The organism is Variovorax sp. F042, assembly GCF_057814215.1.
This window is the reverse complement of the sequence record NZ_JBVASX010000013.1, coordinates 45,513-70,471: the sequence shown is the minus strand read 5'-3', so window position 1 is coordinate 70,471 and position 24,959 is coordinate 45,513. Positions and strand designations below refer to the sequence as shown.

The window sequence follows — 24,959 nt, the reverse complement described above, 5'->3', positions numbered from 1 at the left end:
GTGTCTCCTTGTTGAACTTGTGTGCGGCCTTGCGCGCCGCCGACCCGAACTATTGCCCGTGGGTCATCCCCCGGCAAGATCGCGTTCGCACTGGGAGATATAGTTTTTCGGCATGGCTGGGCGCTCGCGTGGCGCTCAGCGTCAATCCAGCCGCAGCGACCCCAGCCGCGCGACGATCAGGTCGTGCAGCGTCTGCGCAGCCACCGACAGGCTGCCTTCGCGCCGCTGCACCATGTAGAGCGTTCGCGTGAGGGAAGGCAGGGGCAGCGGCCGCGTCACCAGCGTCTCGCGCTGGAAGTGGAACAGCGTGAGCGCGGGCACCACGCTGATGCCCAGCCCAGCCTCGACCAGCCCCATCACGGTGGCCAGGTGCTCCACTTCGAACACCGCATTCAGCCTTTGCGGATGCAGCGCCGCGTCGAGCGCCTGCCGCACGCTGCTGTTGCGCGCCATCTGGATGAAGGGGTGGGGCGCGATCTTCTTCACCGTGAGGCGCGGCTCGCGCGCCAGCGGATGGTCGGCGCGGCACACGAGGTGGAAGCGGTCGGTGCAGAGCTTGCGCGCACGCAGGTCGCTGTCTGCCGTGCCTCCGGCGCCCGAGGCGGCGAGCGCGAAGTCGGCCTGGCCGTTGCGCACCAGCGCGATGCAGGCGTCGGACAACGCATCGTCCAGGTCGATGCGGATGCCCGGCCAGGCTTGCATGAATTCTGCGAACACCGTGGGCAGCCAGCCGGCCGCGAGTGAGGGCAGGGCGGCCACGCGCACGCGGCCCTTGCGGCGCTCCACATGATCGGCGAGGTCGCCCATGGCGCTGCCCATGTCGTCGAGCAGCCGGCGCGCGGAGCCCTCGAACAGCCGGCCCTCGGGCGTGAGCTGCACGCTGCGAGTGTCGCGGTCGAAAAGGCGGGTGCCGATTGCGTCTTCGAGCGTGCGGATCAGCGCGCTGAACGCGGGCTGCGAGAGATGGCTGCTCTGCGCCGCGCGCGTGAAGTTGCGGTGCTCTGCCAGCGCGAGAAAGGCGCGCAGCTGCCGCGTGGAGAGGTCGGGCGTCTTTCTCATAATGTCTCTCTTGTTATTTGAAAAGCGGATCAATCGATCCGTATTTTCGATTTTACGGATGACCAGCCGCTGCCTACAGTGCACGGCAATGAACTCCATTGATCCGCCCACGCTGCTGATAGGTTGCGCCGCCGGCTTCTCGGGCGACCGCACCGACGCCGCCGGGCCGGTGGTCGACACGCTGATCGCGCGGTTGGCAAGCGGCCCCAAGGGGCAGCGCGCCTTCCTCATCTTCGAGACACTGGCTGAGCGCACGCTCGCGCTGGCCCAACTGCGCCGCCGCGACAACCCTGAAGCGGGCTACGAGCCGCTGCTCGACCACATGCTGCGCCCCGTGCTCGCGCGTTGCCTGGCGCATGGCATCCGCATCGTGAGCAACTTCGGCGCCGCCAACCCGCGCGCCGCCGCCCGGCATATCGCCCGGATGGCGCGCGAACTGGGTGCGAGCGCGCCGCGCATCGCGGTGGTGGAGGGCGACGACCTGTCGGGGCCCGAACACCGCGCGCTGCTGAACGAAGCGCTCGGCGCGCAGATGGAAGGGCTGCGCATGGTCAGCGCCAATGCCTACATCGGCGCCGAGCCGATTGCCGCCGCGCTCGACGCGGGCGCGCAGATCGTGGTGTGCGGCCGCGTGGCCGACCCGTCGCTCACCGTTGGCCCGGCCATGTCGCACTTCGGCTGGCGCGCCGACGACTGGGACCGGCTGGGCCGAGCGACCATGGCGGGGCATCTGCTCGAATGCGGTGCGCAGGTGTGCGGCGGCTACTTCGCCGACCCTGGCTACAAGAACGTGCCGGGGCTGGAAGCGGTGGGCTTCCCCATCGCAGAGATCGACGCCGACGGCCGCTGCACCATCGGCAAGGCCGACGGCACAGGCGGCCTCGTAAGCGAAGCCACGGTGAAGGAACAGCTGCTCTACGAAGTGCACGACCCTGCGGCCTACTTGACGCCCGACGTGGTCGCCGATATTGCCGACGCCGAAGTGCACGCGCTGCCCGGCGTGGATCGCGTTGCGCTCTCCGGCGTGCGCGGCCATGCGCGGCCGGGCCGCTACAAGGTCAACGTCTGCCATGAAGGCGGCTGGCTGGCCGAGGGCGAAATCTCCTATGCGGGGCCGCGCGCCGAGGCCCGTGCGCGGCTCGCGGCGGACGTGCTGCGCAAGCGCCTGGCCGGACTCGCGTTGCGCGTGGACCTGATCGGCGCGCTGAGCATCCTGGGCGACGACGCGGGCCGTGCGCTGGCGGATACACCCGACGCCGGCCTGCGCGACGTGCGCCTGCGCGTCGCGGCCACGCATGCCGATCGCGCGCAGGCCGAGCGACTGGCGCGCGAGGTCATGGCGCTCTACACCTGCGGCCCGGCAGGCGGCGGCGGCGTGCGCACCGCGCTCACGCCGCGGCTCAACACGCTGTCGTGCCTGCTGCCGCGCGAGGCGGTGCCGGTGCGCTTCGAACTGCTCGGCGAGGAGGCCCTGGCATGAACACCACTACCGACACCGTCGAAGTGCCGCTGTACCGCGCCGCGCACGGCCGCACCGGCGACAAGGGAGATCGCTCCAACATCAGTGTCATCGCCTGGCACGCCGAGCTCTATCCCTTGCTGGTCGAGCAACTCACGACCGAGCGCGTCGCCGCGCAGTTCCACCACCGCGCACCGTCGCAGGTGCAGCGCTTCGTGTTGCCGAAGCTGCACGCGATGAACTTCGTGCTCGACGCGGTGCTGGACGGGGGCGTCAACGACGCGCTGAACCTCGACGCACATGGCAAGGCGCTGTCCTTCCTGCTGCTCGACATGCCTGTCCGCGTACCTCGCGCGCTTGTGCCCTTGCTGGCCGGACCATAGCCGCAGCTCTTTTCTTTTCCCCTAGCCATTCCATCCGGAGACAAAACAATGAAACGATTTCCCCTCACCGTGCTGACCGCCGCACTGGCCCTGATGCCACTGCTGAGCCATGCGCAGGCCTTCCCCGAGAAGGCCATCACCTTCGTCGTGCCCTTCGCGGCCGGCACCGCCACCGACCAGATCGCACGCGCGCTCGGCAACCAGATCGCGGCGGAGACGAAGCAGGCCGTCATCATCGACAACAAGGCCGGCGCCAGCGGCTTCATCGCCTCGCAGAACGTCGCCAAGGCGCCCGCTGACGGCTACACGGTGCTCATCACCACTAACACCACGCACGCGGCCAACGAGCACCTGTTCAAGAAGCTGCCCTACGACCCGGTGAAAGACTTCGCGCCCATCGCGGCGCTCGGCAAGGGCGGGCAGATCATGGTGGTGAATCCCTCGTTCCCTGCGAAGAACGTGGCCGAGTTCATCGCGCTCGCGAAGAAGGATCCGGGCAAGTACAGCTTCGGCAGCGGCAGCTCGTCCAGCCGCATGGCGGGCGAGCTGCTGCAGCAGATGGCCGACATCAAGCTGCTGCACGTACCCTACAAGAGCAACACGCTCGCAGTGACCGACCTGCTGGGCAGCCAGATCAACATGATGATCACCGACACGGCCACCGGCCTGCCGCAGGTCAAGGCCGGCAAGCTGCGCGCGCTGGGCATCTCCAGCTCGGCACGCTCGCCGCTCGCGCCCGACGTGCCCATCATCTCCGAGGCCGGTGTGAAGGGCTACGAGATGGGCTACTGGTTCGCGGCCTATGCACCCGCGAAGACGCCGCCCGCAGTGGTCAAGCGGCTCAACGAATTGCTGGTGAAAGCCGCGAAGAGCGAGGCTGCGAAGACCGCGTTCTACGAGCCGACCGGCACCGAGGTGTTCACGACCTCGCCCGAAGAGCTTGCGAAGTTCCAGGCCAACGAGTCCCAGAAGTGGGGTCGCATCGTGAAGTCGGCCGGCATCGAGGCCGAGTAGCCCGCGCGCCGTAGCGGGGACCGGCGCCGCAACGCGACAAGACACACAACGAAGGAGACAAACCATGAAACGCTGGAGCCTTTGGGCTGCCACGGTGGCTTCGGCCGCCCTTTTTCTGAGCGCATGCGGTGGAAGCGGCGGAGGAGGTGGTGGCGTGCTGCTGCCACCGCCCACCACCACGACACCCACCACACCGCCCGTGACTGCCACCGCGCCCAAGTACAAGCTCGCCATCACGGCGACCGAAGACGTGCCCGGCACATTCGGCAGCGTGGGCGCCTACGAGAAGATCACCGGCACCTTCACCGGCGAGGTCGATCCGAAGGACGCTCGCAACGCCATCATCCAGGACCTGTCGCTCGCGCCGCTTAATGCGAACGGCAAGGTCGAGTACACGTCGGACTTCGTGCTCTTCAAGCCGAAGGACATGACCAAGGCCAGCGGCGTGCTGCGCTACGACGCGCCGAACCGCGGCAACATCGTGAGCCTCGATCCGTACTTCGCCTCGCGCGGCTACGTGTTCCTGACGGCCGCCTGGCAGGGCGATGTGCCGGCCGGGCCCGGCAAGCTCACGCTGAAGGTGCCGGTCGCGAAGAACGCCGATGGCAGCAGCATCACCGGCACCTACCGCGCCGAGTTGCTGCCTACCGCAGCGAACAACGATTCGCTGCCCTTGCCAGGCGGCCCGTTCAATGCGGCGATGCAGGCCTATGCCACCGCGAGCCTCGACAACACGAAGCCCGGCTATGTGCTCACTCGCCGCATCAACGAAGGCGACGCGCGCCAGCTCATTCCCGCGAGCGAGTGGAAGTTTGCGAAGTGCAGCGCCGCCACGCCGTTCCCCGGTACGCCCGACGAGACGAACGTCTGCCTCAAGGACAAATGGGACCCGGCCTACTTGTACGAACTGGTCTACATCGCGAGAGACCCGAAGGTCATGGGCCTGGGCCTCGCGGCGCTGCGCGACATGATCAGCTTCTTCCACCGCGACGCGAGCGATGCGGCGGGCACGGTCAACCCGGTGGCTGCTGCCATCAAGAACACCATTGCCTCGGGCGTCTCGCAGTGCGGCAACTTCATGAAGACCTTCGTGCACTTGGGCTTCAACGAGGACCGTGCGGGCCAGAAGGTGTTCGACGGCGTGTTCGCGCAGATCGCGGCGCGGCAGACCAACATCAACATGCGCTTCTCCATTCCTGGCGGCGGCGGTGGCGTGCGCGCCGACCACACGGCCTTCGGCCAGGCCGGCACGCGCGGCCTTTCGAAGGACTACGTGGACGACGTGGCGCAGCGGCGCGGCGGCATCCTGTCGCGCTGCGAGGCGAGCGGCACCTGTCCCAAGCTCTTCATCGGCTTCAGCGGCACCGAGTTCTGGACCCTGCAGGGCTCGCCGCTGCTGACCGATGCCTGGGGCACGACCGACCTCGTGCAGCCCGGCGACGCGCGCATCTACTACTACGCGAGCACGCACCATCTGCTGGGCCTCCCGTCGCTGCCGGGTGCAAGCGCAGGGGCGCTGTATGCGACCAACGGCAATGCCGGCGTGATTCCGGTCGTGCGCGCGCTGTACCAGAACCTGGAAGACTGGGTCGTCAAGGGCACGACACCGCCCGACAGCCAGGTGCCGAAGCTGGCAGACACCACGCTGGTGCGGCCGCAGCAGGTCAAGTTCCCGGCGATTCCGGGCGTGAGCTACACGGGGCTGGTCAACACCTATTCGCTGCTGGACTGGGGCCCCAACTACAGGCCGCAGGACGAGAGCGGCATCGCCACGCAGGTGCCGCCGGCCTACCTGGGCCGCGACTACGCGATCCTGGTGCCGCAGGTGGATGCGGACGGCAACGACATCGCGGGCATCCGCAGCCTGGACGTCACCGTGCCGCTGGGCACGAACACCGGTTGGAACTACACCAACCAGCCGGGCAGGATCGACCAGGCGGGCCTGTTCGGGTCGTACTTTGCGTTTGCCAAGACGGCGGCGCTGCGCGGAAGTGATCCGCGCCCGTCGCTGCAGGAGCGCTATGTGGATCAGGCGGGCTACATCGCGGCCTTGACTGCGGCCGCCAATGATCTGGTGGCGAAGCGCTTCATGCTGCGTGTGGATGCCGACGCGGCGATTGCCAATGCGCTCGCCAATCCGGTGCTTCCTTAAGCCGAGTGCACCCCAAAGCCCGTCTTGCCCGGCGCGATGTCTTCGCGCAGGGTGAGCGCGGGAATCTCGTAGTCGCCGGCGTTCTGCCGGCGGAACGGGATCGGGTCTGTGGTGAACAGCGTGTCGAGCCGCTGACCCAATTCCTCGGTGATGCGTGCGTAGGCTGCCTCGTCGACCTTGTGCGTGCGATGCACCACGTACGGCGGCAGCACGTCGAATCCGGGGTAGTAGAGGATGCCGTGGTGGATGGGAAACAGCAGGTCGTCCATCGGCCCGTTGATGCCGCGCGGCGCGTAGTGCGATGCCCAGCCGCCGGTCGTCACCACCAGCATCGCGCGCTTGCCGGCCATCACGCCTTCGCCGAAGCGGTCGCCCCAGTGCGTGTCCGAATGCTCGCCGAGGCCGTAGGCAAAGCCATAGGCGTAGATGCGCTCGACCCACCCCTTGAGGATGGCGGGCATCGAGTACCACCACAGCGGAAATTGCAGGACGACCGCGTCGGCCCACAGCAGCTTTTCTTGTTCGGCGGCGATGTCCGCGGTTTGCGTGCCGGCCTCGAATGCGTGAAGTGAATCGAGCACGGGGTCGAAGCGCGCGGCGGTGTCGCGCGCGGGGAAGTCGTCGGCGTCGAGCGCGGGCTTCCAGCGCATGGCGTACAGGTCGGACACCTGCACTGAATGGCCCGCAGCCGTCAGGCGTTCGAGCATGAAGCGATGGAGCGCGCCATTGAGCGAGGCGGCTTCGGGGTGGGCAAGTACCAGAAGGATGTTCACGGTTTCACAAGGGTTCGAATGAAGATGCCCTCAGGTTAGGCTTCGTAGCGATATATTGGAAATGAATAGTCTGAATTCCAGGAATTGCCATGAACAATTTCAGCCGCCTTGACCTCAACCTGCTGGTCACGCTCGACACGCTGCTGGCCGAGCGCAATGTCACGCGTGCGGCCGAGCGGTTGAACCTGTCGCAGCCCTCGGTGAGCGTGCAGCTCGCCAAGCTGCGCGAAGCGTTCGACGACCCGCTGCTGGTGCCCGCGCAGCGCGGCATGCGGCCCACCGCGCGCGCCGATGAACTGCGCGAGCCTCTGCGCGAGGCGCTTGAATCGCTGGGCCGTGCAGTGGCGCCAACTCGGCCTTTCGATCCGGCCGAGGCGACCACCACCTGGCGCGTTGCCGCGGCCGACTATGCCGAGTCGGCCATCCTGCTGCCGGCGCTGGCCGGGCTGCGTGCCGCGGCGCCGCACACGCGGCTGGCCGTGGTGGAGGCCGTGCCTTCGCGCATGGCGCGGCAGCTGGAGAGCGGTGAGGTCGACCTGTTCTTTCACACCAGCGTGGGCGCGCCGCGTGGCCTGCATGCGCGGGTACTTTTCCACGAACGCTACGTGCTGGCTGGGCGGGCAGGGCATCCGCGCCTGAAGCGCCGGCCGACGCTCGCGCAGTTCTGCGCGCTGGAGCATGTGGTGGTGTCGCTCGCCGGCGGAGGCTTCGCCGGGCCAACGGACGAGGCGCTGGCCGAAAAGGGTTTGACGCGGCGCGTGGCGCTGTCGGTGCCGCACTTCCTCTTCATGATGTCGGTGCTGGCCAGCACAGACATGGTCGCGATGCTGCCCGAGCGGCTGGCGCGCGGCGCGGCCGGGCTGCGGATGGTGGAGGCGCCGCTCGAAGTGCCCGGCTACGAGATGGCGATGCTCTGGCACGAGCGTCGGCACCGCGACCCGGCGCACAAGTGGCTGCGCGAGCAGATCGTTGCGAGCCTCTGAGCCGGGCTCGGAAGGCGGGCTCAGAAGGCGCTGATGGCCTTGTCGGTTTCCGCCTTGCGGTGCAGCGGCAGCCACAGCGTGAAGCGCGTCCCGGTGCTGCCGGACTGCCAGCTCACCGTGCCACCGATCACCTGCGCGCGCCGCTGCTGGTTGCGCAGCCCCCGTCCGCTTCGGCGCAGGGCCTCTTCCACGTCGAAGCCTTCGCCGTTGTCTTCGATCACCACGTTCACGCCTTCATCGACCGTCGCGGTGCTCACGCAGATGACGGTGGCCCGCGTGTGGCGCAGCACGTTGGCGACGCATTCCTGCACGATGCGCAGGATGTGCAGCGCGCCGTCCGGGTCCAGCCAGGGCAGCGAGGGCACGGGTTGCACTTCCCATTGCAGCGTGATGCCGGCGCTCTCGATGCGCGGCGCGAGGCGAAAGCGCATGGTTGCCAGCAGGAGCAGCAGGTCGGCTTCCACGTTTTCCATGGAGTCGATCACCAGCCTCAGGTCTTCCATGCAGCCCTTGAGCACGCGGGAAATCTCGGCCTCGCTCATGGCGCCTCGCTCCACCGAGCGGATGGCGCTGATCAGCGAAGAGCCCAGCCCGTCGTGCATGTCCTGCATGAGGCGGCGGCGCTCGGCATTGAGCATGTGCTGGTTCTCGATCACGCGCAGCCGCTGGTAGCTTTGCTCCAGCTCGGCTTCGCGCGCCTGCAGGCGCTGGGCCAGTCCCTTGTTCAGCCGGGCCACTTCGGCGAACGCGCCTGTGTAGCGCTGGAACATGATGTACGAGAAGACGAAGAACAGGCTGATGATGGCGTAGGGAGAGGTGTACACGGCCTCCGGGCTGACCAGGTTGTTCTGCAGAAGCCCGTCATAGGAAGTGAATGCGACGGCGAAGACAGTCCAGCCCGCCACCAGTCGTCCCTCGGGCAGTTGCGCGCGCAGCGCCTTGCGCAGGTTCACCGCAAAGATCGTCACCGCGACGGGCAGCACCATCAGGTTGAGCAGGGGCGTGAACAGGTAGAGACTGACGATATCCGTCGACACATGGGGCAGCGTTGCGATATTGCAGGCCAGCGCCAGGGTCACCGACACACGGGTCAGCCAGGGTGATGGCTGCTGGTGAAGGCGCTGCAAGAACAGGTGGATGAGGACGATCAGCCAGAGCAGGCTGGCCACTGTCATCCATTCGAACCAGTCGTCCGAAATCGGGATGAAGCTGCCGCCCGCGTAGTAGTGAAGCGTGCGCAGGAAGGCGAGCGCCGAGATGGCAAAGAACAGCAGGTAGAGCGATTCGCGCCTCTTGAACAGCCACACCGCGAACGCGAATGCGCCAACCGCCAGGAACGCGGCGCTGCCCATGAAGGGCAACTGCACCTGCAGCAATTGGCGGATCTGGTAGCGCCAGCTCAGCGATTCCTCGTCGCCCACCCACAGGGTCGAAAAGCCGCTGCCGCTGTTGCGCAGGCGGTCGACGCGAATCAGCACAGATGCCGGGGCGGGCGTATTGGCGGTCGCGTTCAACGGCAGCAGGAGCGGATGGTTGTAGCCGTTGTGGATGGGGCTGCCATGCGACTGGTAGAGCAGCACGCCGTCGCCGTACACCGCGATGTTGCCCAGGGTTTTCCAGCGCGGGAGGTAGAGAAGCTGCTGCTGCGTCTTCGGCGTCAGCCCGGACAGTTCGATGCGGTACCAGTCGGTGACGGTTCGCTCGCCGCTCGACGCATTGGGCACCAGTTCGCGCCGGGCTGTGTGGGGGAGGCTGACAGTCTTCCAGCCATCGGTTGGCAGCGCGGCGTCCACGATATGCCGCGGAGGTGCGGAATAGCCTGTGCCGGAAACCGAGAGCAACTCGGCCTGCGTGATGTGGACAGGGCCGTCGTGCTGCGGCACCGCATCCGCCGGGAGTTCATCGGCGTACGCAAAAGACAGGAAGGCCAGCGGCAGGGCCAGCCAAAGCCTTGCGATCCACCGGCTGATTCGCCAACAGCCTTTGCTGCCTAGCCTCATAGATCGCTTCTGCCTCGGAAATCACTTTTCGCGTGCTGTGGATGCGCCGGACGATTGCCGGCACCGTGCTGTAGCCATCTTTTGACGAGCCCAGACTCCCGCTCACGCGGGCGGGCGCAATTATGTCCTCGCCCAGCCTTTCCGGCCAAACCAGGCAACTTGCCGCAAATTCTTGAATGGCATAGGCCGTCCGTCGAATGCACAGCGGCGGCCTCGCGCCCTAGCATGGAGCGCGTCGCCGCTCTTGCCGCACTCTGCCCGATGCACCGATGAAAACGCTCGCGTTCCTGGCCAGCCTCGCCGGCATGGCATTGCTTTCGCTCGCCACGGGCGCCGCCGAGCCCGCCAAGGACCACCCGCTGGTTGGCCGCTACGAGGGCGCGGTGCTCGACGGCTACAAGGCCGCCGCCTACGACGAGGTCGGCCTCATCAAGGAGCCGTTCCAGAACTGGGCCGGCGGCAAGCCCGACCTGCTCAAGGTCGAGGGCAAGGTGACGCTCTACCTCTACAGGCTGCCGAAGGACCGTTCGCTCCTCGAAGTGCAGCGCAACTACGAGTCCAGCCTGAAGGCCAAGGGCTTCGAGGTGCTCTTTACCTGCGGCACGGCCAATGCCTCCTGCTACAAGCCGCGGCCAGGCAGCGTGGACACCAATACGCCCTACGACTTTGCGCTGGCCTTCGACGACCCCGAGTGGCCGCGCCTGGGCAGCCGCGGCGACTACGCGCGCAACTATTTTTCGGTGAGCGGCCGCTACCTGCTGGCGAAGAAGGCCGGGCCCACGGGCACCGTCTACGCCAGCATCGCGCTGGCCGAACACAACGCCGATGTCGGCAACCACGCCTTCGTGCGCGTGGTCGAGAGCAAGGCGATGGAAGACAACAAGATCGTGTTCGTCGACGCGACGGCCATGCAGAAGAGCCTGGCGGAGACGGGGCGCGTCAATCTCTACGGCATCCTGTTCGACCTGGACAAGGACATCATCCGCCCCGAGTCGCAGCCCACGCTCGACGAGATGACCAAGCTGATGCGCAGCAACCCGCCGCTGAAGCTGTCGGTGGTGGGGCACACCGATGCGCAGGGCGAGGCGAAGCACAACGACGACCTGTCGAAGCGCCGCGCGCTGGCGGTGATCGCGGTGCTGGTGAAGGCTGGGGTGGATCCGCGCCGCTTCACCACGCGCGGTGCGGGCGCGTCAGAGCCGGTGGCGCCCAACGACAACGAGGCGGGGCGGGCGAAGAACCGGCGGGTGGAACTGATCCGCCTATGAAGGAGCTCGCTCGCGCCCTCAAATGACCGGCACGCTGGTTTCCTTCAGCACGCGCAGCACGAAGTGCGACTTGCTGTGCCGGATGCCCGGGATCTTGTAGAGCTTTTCGCGCAGCAGCCGCTCGTAGTCGCGCGTGTCGCGCACGGCGATGCGGACGTAGTAGTCGTAGTCGCCCGACACCAGGTAGGCCTCCTGTATCTCGGGAATGGTCGCGAGTACGCGGCCGAAGTCGTACAGGGTCTCGTCGGTGTGGCTTTCGAGCGTGACCTGCACGATCACCGAGTCGTGATAGCCGAGCTTGGCCGGATCCACGTCGACCGTGTAGCGCTTGATGACGCCAGAGGCTTCGAGCTTCTTGATGCGCGTCCAGCAACTGGTGGGCGACAGGCCGACCTCGTTGCCGATCTCCTGCAGGGTCTTGCGCGAGTCGAGCAGCAGCACGCGCAGGATCGCCAGGTCGGTCTTGTCAAAAGATCCTTCGTTGTCGCCGGGTGTTTGCCGATTGGTTTTCATTAATCGAGCTTAAAGAGCCAAAAGAAAGAAGCATATTTTGCTCCCGAACCGGAAGAATTGACGGCATGCGACTGCTCGACCTACCCCTCACGCCCTCCCTCTCTCTTCACCCGGAAACGCCAGCGCGCATTCGCAACGGCGCCGAAGCCCTGCTCGACACGCTGGTCGAGTGTGGCGTGGACACCATCTTCGGCTACCCCGGCGGCGCGGCGCTGCCGCTGTACGACGCGCTGCACGGCGAGCCGCGGCTGCGCCATGTGCTGGTGCGCCACGAGCAGGCGGCCGTGCATGCGGCCGAAGGCTATGCGCGCAGCACCGGCCGCGTGGGCGTGGTGCTGGTCACTTCGGGGCCGGGCGTGGGCAACACCATCACCGGGCTGCTCGATGCCATGAGCGATTCGGTGCCGGTGCTTTGCATCAGCGGGCAGGTGGCAACGGCCGTCATCGGTACGCAGGCGTTCCAGGAGAGCGATGCGCTGGGCATGTCGCGTTCGGTGACCAAGTGGAACCGGCAGGTGCGCTCGGCCGACGACGTGCCCTCGCTGGTGCGCCGCGCGCTGGAGATCGCTACCACCGGCCGCCCTGGGCCAGTGCTGCTCGACGTGCCGAAGGACATCCAGCTCGACCGCCTGGGCCAGGCCCCCGAGCCAGCGCCGCTGCGGGCCCTGCGCACGAGCCGCATGGCGCTGCCGCCCAAGGCCATGATGCAGCGCGCCGCCGACCTGCTCTCGACCGCGCGCCGGCCCGTCATCTACGGCGGCGGCGGGCTGGTCAATTCGGGGCCTGCCGCGTGCGGGGCCTTTGCGAAGCTCGTGAACCTGCTGCACGCACCGTGCACGCTCACGCTGATGGGGCTGGGCGCGTTCCCCGCGTCCGACCCGAAGTTCATCGGCATGTTGGGCATGCACGGCATGCTCGAAGCCAATCTTGCAATGCACGAGGCCGACCTCGTGGTGTGCGTCGGCGCGCGCTTCGACGACCGCGTGACCGGCAAGCTCGACGAGTTCTGTCCGCATGCACGCAAGATCCACATCGACATCGACCCTGGCAGCATCAACAAGGTGGTGCGCGTGGACGTGCCGATGGTGGGCGACTGCGAGGTGATCCTCGAAGGCCTGCTGGCGCTGCTGCCAGCGGAGGGCTTCGCGCCAGAGCGCCTTGCACCGTGGTGGGCGCGCATCGAGCGCTGGCGCGCGGAAGACTGCCTGGCCTTCGAAGCGCGCGAGGACTCGATCCTGCCGCAGCAGCTGATGTCGTCGCTGCAGAGCGCCATCGGCGGTCGCAATGCCATCGTGTCGACCGACGTGGGCCAGCACCAGATGTGGGCCGCGCAGTACCTGCGCTTCGACAGCCCGCGCCACTGGCTCACCTCCGGCGGGGCCGGAACCATGGGCTATGGCCTGCCCGCCGCCATCGGCGCGCAGATCGGCCACCCTGAAGCGCTGACCGTGTGCGTGAGCGGCGATGCCTCGGTGCTGATGAACATCCAGGAGCTCTCCACTGCCGTGCAGCATCGCGTGCCGGTGAAGCTGGTGCTGTGCAACAACGGCTACATGGGCATGGTGCGGCAATGGCAGGAGCTGAACCACGGCAACCGCCTGAGCCACAGCTGGAACGAGGCATTGCCCGATTTCGTGGCGCTGGCCAAGGCCTTCGGCTGGGGCGCGCGGCGGGTGTCGGACCCGGCCGAGCTGGAAGACGCGCTGGCCGAATGCCTGGCGAGCCAGGGGCCGTTCTTTCTCGACGTGCAGGTGGCGGCGCAGGAGAACTGCTTTCCGATGATGCCCTCGGGGCATGGGCACCACCGGGTGATGCTGGCGAAGGACAGGTGGTACGAGGAATCCTGAGCGCAGGGTTCTAGACGCTCTGCAGGCGCACGTCGTTCGCAGGAATGGCGTTGAGCTCGGCCCAGTCCATCTCTTCTTCCAGCTGGTGGTAGGCGTCGTCCTCGATCTGCCCGCTGTGGCGCAGTGCTTCGAGCGCCTGCCGTTGCGCGCGGATCGCCACGGCGCGCAGCCGGTCGTGCGCCGTCTTCGCCTGCGGCTGGCGCTCGTCTTGCGCCAGCACGCGCGCCGCGCGGTATTCGTCGCGCACGGCGTCGGCCTCGCGGCTTTCTTCGGCTTCGAGGGCCGACAGCGCCGCATCCATCATCGCGGTGCGCGCGAGCGACACCTCCTTGTCGAGCGATGCGTCGGGCTCGATCTTCAATGCCCTGATCAGCGGCCCGATGGTGAAGCCCTGGATCACCAGCGTGCCCAGCACGACTGCGAATGCGCTGAGCACGATGAGGTCGCGCCCCGGAAAATCCGCCGGCAGCGCGAAGGCCGTGGCCATCGTCACCAGCCCGCGCATGCCCGACCAGCCGACCAGCAACCCGATGCGCCTGGACGGCACCGGAATGTCGTGCCCCTGGGCGATCAGGCGCAGCTTGTACGTGCGCATCGCGGCCCCGTAGATCTGCACCCAGACCACCCGCACCGCGATGACCAGCACCAGCACGAGGCCGGCGAACTGCAGGGCATGCACCAGCTGCGGTCCTGACAGCCTTTCGAGGATGCTGCGCGCTTGCAGCCCCATCAGGAAGAAGGCCAGCACGTTGAGCGTGAACACCACCGCGCCCCACACCGCGTAGGAGTGCACGCGGTCGCGCGGCGCATGGTGCTTTGGCGCGAACTGCCCCAGCGTCATGCCGAAGGCAACCACCGAGATGATCGGCGACAGGTGCAGCCGCTCGGCCACGATCCACGCGCCGAAGGTCATCACGAACTGGAAGATGATGGCTGAGCGCGTGCCCGCGAAGAGCGGCGAGCCGAAGTGGATGTTGAGCTTGGCGAACGCGAAGCCGACCAGCGCACCGCCCGGCACCGCGACCAGCAGCATCGGCAGCGAACTCGTCATGGACACGTGCGCGGCGCCGGCTGCCGACACCGCCACGCCGAATACCAGCAGCGCCACTGCGTCGTTGAGCAGGCTCTCGCCGTTGATGATCGAAAGCGTGCGCCGCGGAATGCGGAACTGCTGCATCACCGCAGCCGCGGCCACAGCGTCGGGCGGCGCGACGATGGCGCCGAGCGTGATCGCGGCCGCCAGCGGCAGGCCCGCGAAAGCCCAGCCGGCCCATGCGACCACCGCCGTGGTCAGCAGCACCGCCACCAGCACCAGCGAGATCAGCGGCATCCAGTTGCGCCGCAGCTCGCGTGGAGAGATGTCGAAGGCTGAATCGAGGAGGGCAGGCGCGATGAATAGCGCCAGCGCCAAGTGCGGGTCGAGGCTGATGTGCGGCACCCAGGGCATCGCGCCCAGGCACACGCCGGCCAGCGCCAGCATCGACGGATAGGGCAGTGCGAGGCGCCGCGAGAGCTGCAACAGCAGGCAGGCGGCGATCAGCATGACCAGCACGTTTTCGAAGATGTCCATCGAGGCCCTCGGTCTGGGTGTTGTTTTCCCCGAATACTAAGAGGTGGATCCATCTACGCCCGATGAAAAGAAAAGGGGCCCGGTTGCGGGCCCCTTTTCATCAGGCTGTCGGGACTATCAGGATTTCACGAACGCCAGCAGGTCGGCGTTGAACTTGTCCTTGTGCGTATCGGTCAGGCCGTGCGGTGCGCCGGGGTAGACGATCAGCTTGTTGTTCTTCACCAGCTTGGCCGAGGCCAGGCCGGCAGCGCCGATCGGCACGATCTGGTCGTCGTCGCCGTGAACGATGAGCGTGGGCACGTCGAACTTCTTCAGGTCTTCGGTGAAGTCGGTTTCCGAGAACGCCTTGATCGAGTCGTAGGTGTTCTTGTGGCCGCCCGCCATGCCTTGCACCCACCACGAGTCGATGAGGCCCTGCGACACCTTGGCGCCGGGGCGGTTGAAGCCGAAGAAGGGGCCCGAGGGCACGTCCTTGTAGAACTGCGAGCGGTTCGCGAGTTGCGCGGCGCGCAGGCCGTCGAACACTTCGATCGGCAGGCCGCCGGGGTTGGCGGCGGTCTTCAGCATCAGGGGCGGCACGGCCGAGATCAGCGCAGCCTTGGCCACCCGCTTGGTGCCGTGGCGGCCGATGTAGCGCGCCACTTCGCCGCCGCCGGTCGAGAAGCCGACCAGGATCACGTTCTTCAGGTCCAGCGTCTCGATGACGGTGGCGAGGTCGTCGGCGTAGGTGTCCATGTCGTTGCCGTTCCAGGGCTGGCTGGAGCGGCCATGGCCGCGGCGGTCATGCGCCACGGTGCGATAGCCCTGCGATGCGAGGAACAGCATCTGCGATTCCCAGCTGTCGGAGTTCAGTGGCCAGCCGTGGCTGAACACGACGGGCTGGCCGGAACCCCAGTCCTTGAAATACAGCTGCGTGCCGTCCTTGGTGACGATGGTGTTGCTCATGGTGCGTGTTCCTTTCAAAGAACGATGGATGGCGCCTTGGTTCGGCGCAGAAGTGGAGGCGGCGGACGCCGCCTGGGAAAAGCCGGTCCCCACGAGGGCCCCGGCTGCGACGGAAGCGCCACCGACCAGCAGGCTGCGGCGGGTCGGGGTGGCGGTGGGGTTCTTGCTGTTTGCGGACATGGTGCGCTCCTTGAGTGACGTGGTTGAGATGAGTTTTGTATCGTATGAATTAATATCGCATGCGATGTAATTGGCCTGAAAAAACAGGAACGGCGAAGCGGCAGCGCATCACGCGTTCCTGTCGAGGCTGGCGCGCAGACCCAGCAACTGGGTGCGCAGCGCGCCGATCTGGTCGGGAGACAACTCCATGGCCTGCGCGACGCAACCCGGCAGCCCCTGCGCCTTGGCGCGCAGCGCACGGCCACCGGCCGTGAGCGACACGATGACCTGGCGCTCGTCCCTGGGCGAACGCACGCGCTGGATCAGTCCGCGGGCTTCGAGCCGCTTGAGCAGCGGGGTGAGGGTGGTGGTCTCGAGCGACAGGCGGGTGCAGATTTCGGAGACGTTGATCTCGTCCTTTTCCCACAGCACCAGCATGACAAGGTATTGCAGGTAGGTGAGATCCAGGTCGCGCAGCAGGCCGCGGTACACCTTGTTGAGGCTCAACATCGTCGAGTAGACGGCGAAGCAGAGCTGTTCGTCCAATACCAGTGAATTGCTCGCAGGGGCGTCGACGGGTTGGGCGGTGGAGCGCTTGGCAGGCATGGGCGAATATTAAATCGCATGCGATCTAATGGCAAGCAATATTTCTCCGGCCGCGCGAACCCTTCAGTCCGGCGATCGGCGATAGGCCCCGGGCGGCGTTCCGAACTGGCTCCTGAAGCAGCGGCTGAAATGGCTCGCATCGCCAAAGCCGTTGCGATAGGCGATCTCCGAAACGCTCAGGTGGTCGAGCCGCCGGTTCTGCAGTTCGTCCTTCGCGCGCTCCAGGCGGCGCACCTTGAGGTACGTGCCGTACTGCGTGCGCTGCATCTCGAACAGGCGGTGCGTGAGCCGCTTCGAAATGCCAAGCTCCTTCGAGACCGCATCGACCGACAGCTCCGCATCGCCGAGGTGCGCCTCGATGAACGCTACCAGCCGCTGCCAGCGGTCGCGCTCGCGGCGCTTGCCGTCGGCCGCGTCTTCGGCGACCGATTCGCCCATCGATTCGCAATAGGTCGCGGCCAGCAGCGAGACGAGCGACTGCTCCGAAAAATACGCCAGCGCCGGCGCAGCCTGTGCCGTACCGGGAAACACATGCCCCATGTGCGCGCGGGCGGCCTCGGCCAGGCGCGAGTCGGCCTGCGCGATCGAGGGCACGAAGCGGTCGTGCAGGTCGGCATAGATGCCGAAGAACCGGTCGGAGGGCAAGCGCAGCATCACCAGCTTGCCGGGCGAGGTCAGTGTGCAGGTGGAGGGAAGCCGGGTGGTGCGGAAGGTGATGTCGCCCTTGCGGAAGGGCATGCGCCGGCCGCCCTGGTCGATGGTGCCTTCGCCTTCGACGGCAATCATCGCGAGCACGTCGCCCGTGCCGCCCATACCTCCGGTGGAGGCCAGCGCCGTGTCATGGCGAACCGCCAGCGGCGTCGAGGCGAAGCTGATGGCCAGCCCGCCACCCACGAGGCGGCAGGCTTCGAGGCTCATGCGCGGGTTGCTGTCCTGCACGCTCAGTTCGCCGGGGTAGACCAGCGAATCGAGTGCGTTCGAGTAGCCCTGCACGTCGCCCGGATAGAACGGGCGGAAGCAGGGCGCGAAGCTCAGGCCGGATGCTGCTGTGTCGTGGTGCATGGGTGGGGCTCCTGCCGTTGGCCCGCACGCTTCGTGCCAAGCAGGTGCAGTCGGATGCAGTCTAGGCGGCCATCCGTTGGGCAGGACTTAAGACTTTCCACTAGTTGGCACGCTGGATCAACCCGCGTGCGCCCACGCGCAAGAGCAAACCGCACACCGCTTCTTACATTGGCCGCACCCCGCCGATGCAAAGGAGCCACAGCGTGAACGATACGAGCCCAGGAACCCACGACACCCCCGCGCCGTCTCTCGACGGCCTCAGCTACGGCAACTGGAGCGAGGCCGAAAAGCTCGCGCTCAGCTGCCGCATCCTCGCCAAGGAAGGGCACTCCGAAACCCTGGCCGGACAGGTCACCGTGCGCCAGCCCGACGGCACCTTCCTGACGACACCTCTCGCGCATGCCTTCGCCGAGATCCGCCCGCAGTCGGTCATGCGCATCGACGATTCGCTGCGCGTGCTCGAAGGCCGCGGCGTGCCCAACCCCGCGGTGCGCTTCCACCTGTGGGTCTACAGGCGCAGGCCCGACGTGAACTGCGTGATCCACACGCACCCGCCGTACGTCTCGGCGCTGTCGATGACGGGCGAGCCGCTGCAGATCGCACACATGGACGCCACGCCTTTCTTCGACGACTGCGCGTTCCTGCCCGAGTGGCCCGGCCTGCCGATTGCCGACGTCGAGGGCGAGATCATCTCCGCAGCCCTGGGCAAGAAGCGCTGCGTGCTCCTGGCCAACCACGGCTTCCTGGCCGCCACGGCGACCATCGAGGAGTCTCTCTACATGTCGGTGCTCATCGAGCGCGCGGCGCGCAACCAGTTGATCGCGCAGTCGGCCTATGGGCGGCTCAAGCTGGTGGATCCTGTGCTGGCGAAGGAGTCGCACGACTTCCTTCTGCAGCGCAGCATCGTCAACGCCAGTTTCGCGATGTTCGCGCGACAGATCACGCAGGAGCAGCCATGAACAGCATCGCCTCGCCATTGCAGGCACAAGCGGCTACCACCGTGGAGAGAAAGCACCAGAGCGTGTGGAAGATCGGCGCCGCCACCATGGTCGGCACGGCCATCGAGGCCTTCGACTTCCTTGCCTACGGCACGGCCGCGGCGCTGGTGTTCAACAAGCTCTTCTTTCCCAACTTCGACCCCACCGTCGGCACGCTGGCGGCCTTCGGCACCTTTGCGAGCGGCATGCTCGCCCGGCCGCTGGGCGGCATCATCTTCGGGCACTACGGCGACCGGCTGGGCCGCAAGTCGATGCTCACGCTGAGCCTGCTGCTGATGGGTATCTGCACCGTGCTGATAGGCCTTTTGCCGACCTACGAATCGATCGGCCTGTGGGCCGCGGTGCTGCTGGTGCTGCTGCGCATCGGGCAGGGCCTGTCGTTCGGCGGCGAGCTCGGCGGCGCGATGCTGATGGCCGTGGAGCATGCGCCGCCCAAATGGAAATCGCTTGTCGGCAGCATGCCGCAGATGGGCGCACCCATCGGCGTGCTGCTGTCGTCAGGCGCCTTCGCGCTGGTCACTCAGTTGCCCGAGGCCAGCTTCCTGAGCTGGGGCTGGCGGCTGCCGTTTCTTGCGAGCGCGGTGCTGATCGTGCTGGGCGTGTTCATCCGCATGAAGGTGCAGGAGTCGCCCGAGTTCATGCAGGTCAAGGTTCAACAGAAGACGGCGGCGCTGCCGGCGCGCGAGGTCGTGGTGGCGCACCTGAAGCCCTTGCTGCTGACCATCGGCGGCAAGCTGGCCGAGGTGACGCTGATCTACACCATTCTTGTGTTCTCGATCTCGTATGCGACCAGCCGCCTGGGCTTCTCGCGCTCCGATGCGCTGCACGCGCTGATCGCCGGCTCGACCGTGATGGTCTTCACCATTCCGGCCAGCGGCTGGCTTGCCGACAAGGTCGGCGCGCGGCGGCTCTACGTGTTCGGCGGGCTGCTGCTGGCGGTCATGGCGGTGCCGCTGTTCCAGGCCATTGGCAGCGGATCGCTCACGGCGTACACCGTGGCCATGGTGGTGGCACTGTCGATCAACTACCCGCTGATGTTCGCGCCGCAGTCGAACCTGTATGCGGCGCAATTTCCGGCCGAGCTGCGCTATTCGGGCATCTCGATCGGCATCCAGTTCGCGGCGGCCATCGGCGGCGGGCTTGCGCCGATCATCGCGGCCACGCTGGTGGCGAAGTATTCGAGCATCGTGCCGGTGGGCATCTATGTCGCGGTGCTCGGTGTGGTGGCCGCCGTCTCTGCCTGGCTGATGCGCCCGACCGCGAACGAATGAGCGAAGTGACCGTCGTCAGGAGTGCCCGTCCACCCGCATCTGGAAAAGGAAGTAGGGCGGTATGCACGCGCCGCGCCCTTCGGGCTGGCCCTCGGCCTGCGCGCAGATGTAGTCGTCGCGGCAGGGCTGCTGCACCGAGCAGCTGCGCAGGTTGCCGGGCCGCGTGTGCTTCGCCAGGCATTCGCCGAAGGGCTTCTTCGCGGCGAGGCAGCTGTTGAAGTCGCTGAGGATCGCGATGCCGCCGCAGGTGCCGTTCTTGTCGCCCGGATCGCAGGGGCCCGAGCACATGCCGCCCGGAAAGCCGACCGAGGTTTTCTCGCACACGGAGAGCATGCCTTCGCAGGAGATGCGCGGCAGCTTCTCGGCACGGTCCAGCCATGGATTGGCGGATGCGGTGATGCGGGTGGGTTCGCAGCGCGCGCCGACCGTCGGCTTCTCGGCCACGGCGTTCGCATCGTCGGGCTCGGCCAGCGGGCGGAACGGATCGGGCCGCGGCGTCGACAGCGAGGCCCGCACATAGGTGCCGCGACGTGCCAGTTCGTCTTGCACATGCGGCGAGTGCGGCACCGCCAGCGCGTTGCCCGTGGTGAAGGTCCGCGATGCACCGCGCCGGTCTACTCCGAGCAGGTGAAAGCCCGCGACTGCGCGGCTCTGGTGGCAGCCCGCGCAACTCAGGTCGTCGAGGCGGCGCAGCACTGCCTGCGGTGATTGCAGCGTTCGGCTGCCCTGAACGGCCTGCCATTCGCCTGGCGCGAAGAGCTGCTCGAAGGGGCGGTTCGCCAGCCGTTCGAGCCCACGCGGCGCGACCGAGACGGCTTCGGTCGCGAGGAATTTCTCGGGAATCTGCAAGGTAGCTTCGTCCAGCGCGCGCAAATTGGCGGGCTGCTGCAGCCATTGCTGCAGTTCCCTGCGCAGAGGGGCGCTGGCCTTGAGCTTCGCGATGTCGGGTGTGTTTTCCAGCGGTGCAACGTCGAAGCGCTTCGCGCCTGCATTCCAGCGGAAGGCGCGCAGCATGTATTCGGCATGGCCGCCCAGATCGGGCCGCACCGCCGAGGGCCAGCGAACGCTCTGCAGGTTGGTCGTGACCTGCGCGATGCGCGCGAGCGCCAGGCGCTGCGGCGCTAGCGGACCATTGGCCGACACCAGCCAACGGCCCGTTGCCTCGTCGGTCATCGACGCTTGCGGCGGCTGCCAGCGCTTCGCTGTGCTCGCGCAACTGCCATCGGCATCGGGCGCATCGCCGCGCAGCTCGACGTTGACCATCATCGGCAGCCGCGACTGCATCGCGGCGGTGCGATAGGCCAGGCGGTACACCAGCCGCGTCTCACCGCATGCGTTGCTCTGGAAGGGCCGCCGGTCCATGCGGTTGGCGACGCCCACCAGTTCGAAGAAGGCATCGGGGCTCGCAAGCCAGCGCGCATCGAACAGCCGGTGCGGATATTTGGAGATACCGACGCCGGCCTGCCTGTCGCGCCGCTGGAGGCTGGAGAGGCTCGCGCTCAGCGGCTCGGCGATGGAGCGCCAGGCGGGCGAGCGCATCAGGGCCTGGTTGGTGGCGATGCCGTCGCTACCCGGCGCTTCGCCGGTCCAGTGCGCAAAACCTGCGCCGGACTTTTCCGCGGCCTGCAAGACGGCGGGCGACGTGACGAGTAGCACCGGCTCGGCCGCGGCACCAAGGGCGAACGCCAGCGCGAGGCCGGCAGTCAGGCTGTGTTTGAAGGTCGGCACGCGGGCGATTGTGCCGCGATGAGCCGCTCCGCTTGCGACCGCCGCCTCAACGGCGCGGCGAGATATTCAGCGTCTTGCAGAAGTCGTAGAAGGCTTCGAGCTGCAGTGATTTGTCGAACACCGCATCCACGCCCGCGGACAGCGCGCCTTCGCGCACCTCGGAGGTTGCGTAGTTCATGAGAACCACCGTGCGCTGCGCCGGCGACTTGTGCTCCTGCAGGTACTGCGCCACGGTGAGCCCGTTGCCTTCGGCCAGGAAGATGTCGATGACGGCCGCGTCCCAGCCTTCGGGGTTTTTCTTGAGCCAGTCGATGGCGGCGCCGGAGGTGGTGGCGGTGCCGATCACATTGCATTCGGAAAATTCTTGCAGCCCGTCGGTCAGCGTGGTGGCGATCAGGGGGTTGTCTTCAATCAGATAGATACGGGTCATCGGGGTCATCGTGCGGAGCCGGGAGCTTCTCGTTGTGTTCGTTCGGCTTGTCTCGGCCGAGGCGGTCATTGTGTCTGCCGACGGGGTGGGGCGAGTCGGACAACACCGTCATCTGTCGTAGCGGGATCACTGGCGTACAAGACGCGGCGGTGTATGCGGCCATATCGTGCGGCGGTCTTGAACTTGTCCACATCCGATGCCGCAATCTTTTACGCCTCCTTTCACATCCTCCGGCCGCAGCGCGCTTGTGCAGGCACCGCCCTGGCACTACGCCGGCTGGCTCGTCAACGTAGCCTTCGAATTCGATGCCGCGCTTGGTGCGGCGCTGGTGCCGGCCGAGCTCGGCACGGCCACCGGCAAGGGCTGCGTCCACTTCGCCGACTGGCAGGCCTGTGGTGACGATGGCCGCGAGCTGCTCGACCCCGTGTACGCGCAGTACCGCGAGACCATCGTTGTGCTCGAAATCGCGGCAAAGCCGGGCGTTGGCGATGCGCGCTTGTGCTTCTATTGCCCGCTGATCTACGTGGACCAGGACATCTCGCTGCTGCGCGGCTGGCTCCAGGGCTGGCCCAAGAAGATCGGCCAGACCTGGCTCACGCGCAGCATGCCGCTGATCCATCCGGCGGCTGCGCCGTTGTCGGCCGGCAGCCAATTGGGCGCGAGTCTCAGCGTGAAGGAGCGACGGCTCGTCGACGCTTCGGTCACGCTGTCGGGCGAGAAGGCCGGGCGCCTGGGTTTTCTGGCGGCACCGACCATCGGCGCCATCGGCTGGCCCGACCTGACGCAGCCGGGCAGCGTGGCTGTGCCGCGCTATCTGCGCGCCGACATCATCGACCGCGTCGAGTCGGGTTGGGCCGGTGGCAGTGCGACGCTGCGGTTCCACGATCACCCGGTCGAAGAGCTGGCGCTGCTCGGACCTGTGGACGCCACGACCGCCAGCGCCGGCTGGATGGGCATCACGGTGCGGGGGGCGCTACCCTTGGAGGGATGAACCCGCGTACAAGCTCACCCGCCTCGCATGTGATCGGCCTGCCGATGGAAGACGGCGCGCAGGTCGAGGCGATGTTCGCGGCCGACCCCAAGGCGCGCTTCGAGTTGCATTGGCATGCAGAGTGGAGCGTTGGCGCAATCCTTGAAGGCCGCTGCGAATTCACCTGCGCCGGCGAGCGGCAGGTGGCGCAGGCGGGCGACCTGGTGCTGATGGCGCCCTTCATGCTTCACACCGCCGGCGTGAGCGCGCAGGGCTTTCGCATGGTGATGCTGTATGTGCCGCACGTCTGGGTTGGCGCGCGCTTCGGATGGCCGCAGGGCCAGCGGGGTGTGCTGCGCCGGAGCGTCTGGCAAGACGCGGCCATGGTCGATGCACTGGCTGTCACAGCGCTGGCGGAAGACGGTGCGCAGGTCGGCCGGCTCCTGGAGCAGGTTCTTGGAGCGCAGACCAGCGGCGAACTGGTGGCGGTCGAACGGCATGCGGGCGACGCGCGCGTGGAGGCCGTCTGCGACGCGCTGGCGACCGAGGATGCCTGCCGCATCGATCCGGGCGCGCTGGCCCGGCGGCTGGGCATGTCGCGCGAGCACTTTCATCGCCTGTTCCGCGTGGCCGTCGGCGTGACGCCGGCGCACTATGCGCGGCTCGCGCGCATCGGCAGGGCCAAGGCGCTGCTGCGCGAGGGGTGCGCGGCGGCCGACGTGGCGGCGCAATGCGGCTTCACGGACCAGGCTCATTTCTCGCGCTGGTTCCGCCGCTGCTTCGGCGTGACGCCGGGCAACTACATGGCACGTACATAGCGCCCCGGCGGCATCCCGACATACCGGGTGAACGCGACGTTGAATGTGCTTGCGGAGCTGTACCCCACGCGCTGCGCAACTTCGGCAATGCCAGCTTCCTTGCGCCGCAGCAGGTTCTTTGCCATGGCCATTCGCCAGGCAAGGAGGTATTCCATCGGCGCGACACCCACTGTGCGGCTGAAGCGCTCGAAGAACGTCGAGCGCGAGAGGGCCGCCTCTTTCGCCAGCTGCAACTGTCCAGGGCCGGGTCGGGCTTTCGTGCATCTGCCGGATTGCAACCGCGAGGCGCGGATCGGCAAGCCCGCGAACGAGGCCTGGCGATGCCGCAGTTCCCGCAGTGGACCGGAGGGCTTCGATGAAAAGCACTTCGAGAAGGCGCGACAGGATGACGTCGCGCGCGGGCCGCTGCTCGCGGGACTCTCCCACCACCAATTGCACGAGGGCAGCCAGCCGGCTCTCGTCGCGAACATGGATGAGTTCCGGCAGGAGCGTTACCAGCAGGGCCGCATCCGGCGAGCCGAAGACGCAATAGCCCACCAGCAAGCGAACGTCGGGCGGACCGCCTGGATTGCCATGGCGCGTTTCACCCTCGAGGAAGGAGACGGTCGACGGATCGATCCCTTCGGATGTCGTCGGCGCCTCGAGGCTCGACATCGTGAAGCCATGCGCCGAGGGGATCAGTACAAAGTCTTTCTCCTGGAGGGTGATCGGCTCCTGGCCGTCGACCTCGAGGCGGCACGACCCCTCGACGATCACGCAGTAGAAGGGCCGCCCGGCTTCCGAACGCCGGACGGTCCAGGAGCCCGCGCCGCTGACGATCTTGGAGAGCTGGGCACCCGGTTGAAGCAGCGAGACCACCTCAGTGAGCGGATCGATCATGGTCGGACTATTGAACGATAAATGCGGACGATGGATTGTAGAAAGTCCGGCCTGCGAAGCCTAATCTTCTCG

The 24,959-nt window shown here is 67.1% G+C and carries 21 protein-coding genes and 1 pseudogene; 11 read left to right on the top strand and 11 right to left on the bottom strand.

The features are described from left to right. Positions 1 to 141 precede the first annotated feature (141 nt). Complete coding sequence (locus tag ACZYSP_RS28610) at positions 142 to 1,059, bottom strand: LysR family transcriptional regulator (protein WP_093080383.1); 918 nt, start codon at positions 1,057 to 1,059, stop codon at positions 142 to 144. An 88-nt stretch (positions 1,060 to 1,147) separates the two neighbouring features. On the opposite strand from ACZYSP_RS28610, the gene ACZYSP_RS28605 reads away from it, so the two are divergent. From ACZYSP_RS28605 to ACZYSP_RS28590, 4 genes are all read left to right on the top strand, one after another. Then, entirely contained in the window at positions 1,148 to 2,539 is a 1,392-nt protein-coding gene (locus ACZYSP_RS28605) for an acyclic terpene utilization AtuA family protein (protein WP_093080386.1), read from the top strand. Next, positions 2,536 to 2,901, top strand: a complete 366-nt coding sequence (locus ACZYSP_RS28600) for an AtuA-related protein (RefSeq protein WP_093080388.1) — start codon at positions 2,536 to 2,538, stop codon at positions 2,899 to 2,901. Before ACZYSP_RS28605 ends, ACZYSP_RS28600 begins: the two co-directional genes overlap by 4 nt. Positions 2,902 to 2,949: 48 nt before the next feature. Further along, entirely contained in the window at positions 2,950 to 3,915 is a 966-nt protein-coding gene (locus tag ACZYSP_RS28595) for a Bug family tripartite tricarboxylate transporter substrate binding protein (RefSeq protein ID WP_489017888.1), read from the top strand. 64 nt (positions 3,916 to 3,979) lie between these two features. After that, complete coding sequence (locus ACZYSP_RS28590) at positions 3,980 to 6,067, top strand: alpha/beta hydrolase domain-containing protein (RefSeq protein ID WP_093080393.1); 2,088 nt, start codon at positions 3,980 to 3,982, stop codon at positions 6,065 to 6,067. On the opposite strand, the gene ACZYSP_RS28585 is transcribed toward ACZYSP_RS28590, so the two are convergent. Further along, positions 6,064 to 6,840: an NAD(P)H-dependent oxidoreductase gene (locus ACZYSP_RS28585; protein WP_093080396.1), complete on the bottom strand. Its 777-nt coding sequence runs from the start codon at positions 6,838 to 6,840 to the stop codon at positions 6,064 to 6,066. The two genes, ACZYSP_RS28590 and ACZYSP_RS28585, sit on opposite strands and share 4 nt — an antisense overlap. Positions 6,841 to 6,929: 89 nt before the next feature. Between ACZYSP_RS28585 and ACZYSP_RS28580 the strand changes: the two genes are divergently transcribed. Continuing rightward, positions 6,930 to 7,823, top strand: coding sequence for a LysR family transcriptional regulator (locus ACZYSP_RS28580; protein ID WP_093052481.1), 894 nt, complete (start codon positions 6,930 to 6,932; stop codon positions 7,821 to 7,823). Between the two features lie 20 nt (positions 7,824 to 7,843). On the opposite strand, the gene ACZYSP_RS28575 is transcribed toward ACZYSP_RS28580, so the two are convergent. Then, the gene (locus tag ACZYSP_RS28575) at positions 7,844 to 9,823 is read right to left on the bottom strand and encodes a sensor histidine kinase (protein ID WP_093080399.1); all 1,980 of its coding nucleotides are present in this window, start codon (positions 9,821 to 9,823) and stop codon (positions 7,844 to 7,846) included. Positions 9,824 to 10,092: 269 nt separating this feature from the next. Between ACZYSP_RS28575 and ACZYSP_RS28570 the strand changes: the two genes are divergently transcribed. Further along, positions 10,093 to 11,091 (top strand): OmpA family protein, encoded by a 999-nt coding sequence (locus ACZYSP_RS28570; RefSeq protein WP_093080401.1) that lies wholly within the window; start codon positions 10,093 to 10,095, stop codon positions 11,089 to 11,091. A gap of 18 nt (positions 11,092 to 11,109) precedes the next feature. Here ACZYSP_RS28570 and ACZYSP_RS28565 read toward each other — a convergent pair whose 3' ends face one another. Then, entirely contained in the window at positions 11,110 to 11,604 is a 495-nt protein-coding gene (locus ACZYSP_RS28565) for an Lrp/AsnC family transcriptional regulator (protein WP_489017884.1), read from the bottom strand. A 65-nt stretch (positions 11,605 to 11,669) separates the two neighbouring features. Between ACZYSP_RS28565 and ilvB the strand changes: the two genes are divergently transcribed. Continuing rightward, the gene (gene ilvB / locus ACZYSP_RS28560; protein WP_093080404.1) at positions 11,670 to 13,451 is read left to right on the top strand and encodes a biosynthetic-type acetolactate synthase large subunit; all 1,782 of its coding nucleotides are present in this window, start codon (positions 11,670 to 11,672) and stop codon (positions 13,449 to 13,451) included. A gap of 10 nt (positions 13,452 to 13,461) precedes the next feature. Here the strand turns inward: ilvB and ACZYSP_RS28555 are convergent, their stop codons facing one another. The 4 genes from ACZYSP_RS28555 to ACZYSP_RS28540 all read right to left on the bottom strand — a co-directional run bounded on the left by ACZYSP_RS28555 (position 13,462) and on the right by ACZYSP_RS28540 (position 17,793). Then, a complete protein-coding gene (locus tag ACZYSP_RS28555) occupies positions 13,462 to 15,021 on the bottom strand; it encodes a cation:proton antiporter (protein ID WP_093080407.1) in 1,560 nt (519 codons plus the stop codon). 117 nt (positions 15,022 to 15,138) lie between these two features. After that, positions 15,139 to 15,966: an alpha/beta fold hydrolase gene (locus tag ACZYSP_RS28550; protein ID WP_093052466.1), complete on the bottom strand. Its 828-nt coding sequence runs from the start codon at positions 15,964 to 15,966 to the stop codon at positions 15,139 to 15,141. A 288-nt stretch (positions 15,967 to 16,254) separates the two neighbouring features. Continuing rightward, the gene (locus tag ACZYSP_RS28545; RefSeq protein ID WP_093080409.1) at positions 16,255 to 16,731 is read right to left on the bottom strand and encodes a MarR family winged helix-turn-helix transcriptional regulator; all 477 of its coding nucleotides are present in this window, start codon (positions 16,729 to 16,731) and stop codon (positions 16,255 to 16,257) included. Between the two features lie 63 nt (positions 16,732 to 16,794). Continuing rightward, entirely contained in the window at positions 16,795 to 17,793 is a 999-nt protein-coding gene (locus ACZYSP_RS28540; protein WP_093080412.1) for an AraC family transcriptional regulator, read from the bottom strand. A 203-nt stretch (positions 17,794 to 17,996) separates the two neighbouring features. Here ACZYSP_RS28540 and ACZYSP_RS28535 point away from each other — a divergent pair, with 203 nt between their 5' ends. Both ACZYSP_RS28535 and ACZYSP_RS28530 read left to right on the top strand, forming a co-directional pair. Continuing rightward, positions 17,997 to 18,752 carry an aldolase gene (locus tag ACZYSP_RS28535; protein WP_256216937.1) on the top strand — a complete coding sequence of 252 codons (756 nt, stop codon included), beginning with the start codon at positions 17,997 to 17,999 and terminating at the stop codon, positions 18,750 to 18,752. Further along, a complete protein-coding gene (locus tag ACZYSP_RS28530) occupies positions 18,749 to 20,062 on the top strand; it encodes an MFS transporter (protein ID WP_093080414.1) in 1,314 nt (437 codons plus the stop codon). Before ACZYSP_RS28535 ends, ACZYSP_RS28530 begins: the two co-directional genes overlap by 4 nt. Before the next feature lie 15 nt (positions 20,063 to 20,077). Here the strand turns inward: ACZYSP_RS28530 and ACZYSP_RS28525 are convergent, their stop codons facing one another. Together ACZYSP_RS28525 and ACZYSP_RS28520 are read right to left on the bottom strand one after the other, a co-directional pair. Continuing rightward, on the bottom strand, positions 20,078 to 21,790 hold the full coding sequence (locus tag ACZYSP_RS28525; protein WP_256216938.1) for a hypothetical protein: 1,713 nt from the start codon (positions 21,788 to 21,790) through the stop codon (positions 20,078 to 20,080). A gap of 46 nt (positions 21,791 to 21,836) precedes the next feature. Beyond that, on the bottom strand, positions 21,837 to 22,220 hold the full coding sequence (locus ACZYSP_RS28520; RefSeq protein WP_093052451.1) for a response regulator: 384 nt from the start codon (positions 22,218 to 22,220) through the stop codon (positions 21,837 to 21,839). 196 nt (positions 22,221 to 22,416) lie between these two features. Between ACZYSP_RS28520 and ACZYSP_RS28515 the strand changes: the two genes are divergently transcribed. Together ACZYSP_RS28515 and ACZYSP_RS28510 are read left to right on the top strand one after the other, a co-directional pair. Beyond that, the gene (locus ACZYSP_RS28515) at positions 22,417 to 23,211 is read left to right on the top strand and encodes an acetoacetate decarboxylase family protein (protein ID WP_093080419.1); all 795 of its coding nucleotides are present in this window, start codon (positions 22,417 to 22,419) and stop codon (positions 23,209 to 23,211) included. Next, on the top strand, positions 23,208 to 24,008 hold the full coding sequence (locus ACZYSP_RS28510) for a helix-turn-helix transcriptional regulator (protein WP_093080422.1): 801 nt from the start codon (positions 23,208 to 23,210) through the stop codon (positions 24,006 to 24,008). The genes ACZYSP_RS28515 and ACZYSP_RS28510 overlap by 4 nt, the downstream gene beginning before the upstream one ends. On the opposite strand, the pseudogene ACZYSP_RS28505 reads toward ACZYSP_RS28510, so the two are convergent. Further along, positions 23,990 to 24,887, bottom strand: a pseudogene (locus tag ACZYSP_RS28505) (AraC family transcriptional regulator). The gene ACZYSP_RS28510 and the pseudogene ACZYSP_RS28505 sit on opposite strands and share 19 nt — an antisense overlap. Positions 24,888 to 24,959: the final 72 nt, after the last annotated feature.